The organism is Neisseria sp. P0009.S007, assembly GCF_051962515.1.
This window is the reverse complement of sequence record NZ_JBQCVF010000236.1, coordinates 1-2017: the sequence shown is the minus strand read 5'-3', so window position 1 is coordinate 2017 and position 2017 is coordinate 1. Positions and strand designations below refer to the sequence as shown.

The window sequence follows — 2017 nt, the reverse complement described above, 5'->3', positions numbered from 1 at the left end:
GACTACATCCACCCCGAAACCCATCAGGCCATCAATGCGGAAACTGCAGCCCAAATCCTGATACGACAAAAAAATATGCAAAAAAACAACAACGGATTACATCGCGGGTACTTTGCTAAAAAATTAGGTAAAATCAAACAACTATATCGATCTTTCAAATAAATACTATCTAAATTAACGATATATCATAAACTTACCTCTATTGAGGCATCATTGCTTTTGCATCGTTAATTCTCTTGGCGTATGCTTAAAAGTTCAACCTAAAACTATTACATAAAAAACAAAACCACATTGCGACATGAAACAGACCGTCCTCAAAAACAACCTGCAAAGCCTGCTTGAAAGCGCAGAAAACATCCTGCTGCTTCAAGGTCCTGTCGGCGATTTTTTTCTGCGCCTTGCCAATTGGCTGACTGAAAACGGCAAAACCGTACATAAATTCAACTTTAATGCAGGCGACGACTATTTTTATCCGCCTACTCAAGCGCATACCGTTGCTTTTAACGACAGCTACGATGCCTTTCCTGAATTTTTGCAAGAATACATCGTTCAACATCACATCCAGGCCGTTGTCTGCTTTGGCGACACACGTCCCTACCATCTCCTGGCCAAACGCATTGCAAACGAAAACCAAGCCAGTTTCTGGGCATTTGAAGAAGGCTATTTCCGTCCCTACTACATCACCTTAGAAAAAGACGGCGTCAACGCATTCTCCCCGTTGCCGCGCTGTGCCGACTTTTTTTTGGAACAATTTCCCAAGCTGGCCCAGCAAGAATACAAAGCGCCGACACCGGTACGCGGCGGGTTTACGCCCATGGCCAAAAACGCCGTCCGTTACTATATCGAATTGTTCCGCAATCCGAACAAGTACCCGAACTACATCCACCACCGCGCATCCAATGCCGGCCATTACCTCAAACTGTGGTCGATCTCCATCCTCAAGCGTTTGAACTACTATATTGAAGACATCCAAATCGCCAAACGCGTGGAGGCGGGCAAATACGGCAAGTTTTTTATTGTTCCCTTGCAGGTATTCAACGACAGCCAAGTCCGCATCCATTGCGACTTTTCCAGCGTCCGCAGCTTCCTGCTCCATGTTTTGGCCTCCTTTGCCGCACACGCGCCTGCCGATACCAACCTCATCATCAAGCATCATCCGATGGACCGCGGCTTTATCGACTACTGGCGCGACATTAAACGCTTTATCAAAAAACACCCCAAACTCAAAGGCCGTATCACTTACGTCCATGATGTCCCCCTGCCCGTTTTCCTGCGTCACGGCCTTGGTATGGTTACCATCAACAGCACCAGCGGCCTGTCCGGATTGATCCACAACATGCCTGTCAAAGTCCTCGGCCGCGCCCATTACGACATTCCCGGCATAACTGACCAAAATACCTTGGCAGAATTTTGGAATCATCCGACACCGCCTGACAAAGAGCTGTTCCATGCCTACCGTATGTACCACCTCAACGTGACCCAAATTAACGGTAATTTCTACAGTCAGGTGTTTTTCCCCAACAAAAACACCTCCGACTCTTCTACACCAGCAACCTGACTTAGTGAAGGAAAAGTTCAGGCCGTCTGAAAAATATTTCAGACGGCCTGAAACAATCAATACCTTTGCTACTGCCATGTAAATAAAACACAAAAACCTGCATTTATCATTAACAATAAATTACAAAAACAGTATAATGGCCGAGCTGTCATGAGCGCATACCGACTCAACCTGAGCCCTTTGTAACGCACAAAATATGGATGTCCCTAGGCAAAACAATATAACAAGCCAAGCATCCTAAAGATACGCCAGCAAGGCAATACACTCTGCAAAACTGCGCCGAGCAATATTTTTACAAAGCCCTCAACCGGTATCGCCGCCCATATGCCGCAGCATCCGTCTTCCACTTTATATCCGCCCGCAAACCATGACCGCCGCTCCTGATATCCTCTACCGGCAAGCCGCCGCCCTTTTGGAACAATCCAATACCGCCCAAGCCCTGCCCCTGCTGCAACAGGC

General features: G+C 47.1%; 1 protein-coding gene. It reads left to right on the top strand.

Annotation, left to right across the window (positions count from 1 at the left end; translation table 11 throughout):
- Positions 1–298: 298 nt before the first annotated feature.
- Positions 299–1558, top strand: a complete 1260-nt coding sequence (locus tag ACTHS3_RS12015) for a capsule biosynthesis protein (protein ID WP_440368039.1) — start codon at positions 299–301, stop codon at positions 1556–1558.
- The last annotated feature ends 459 nt before the right edge of the window (positions 1559–2017 follow it).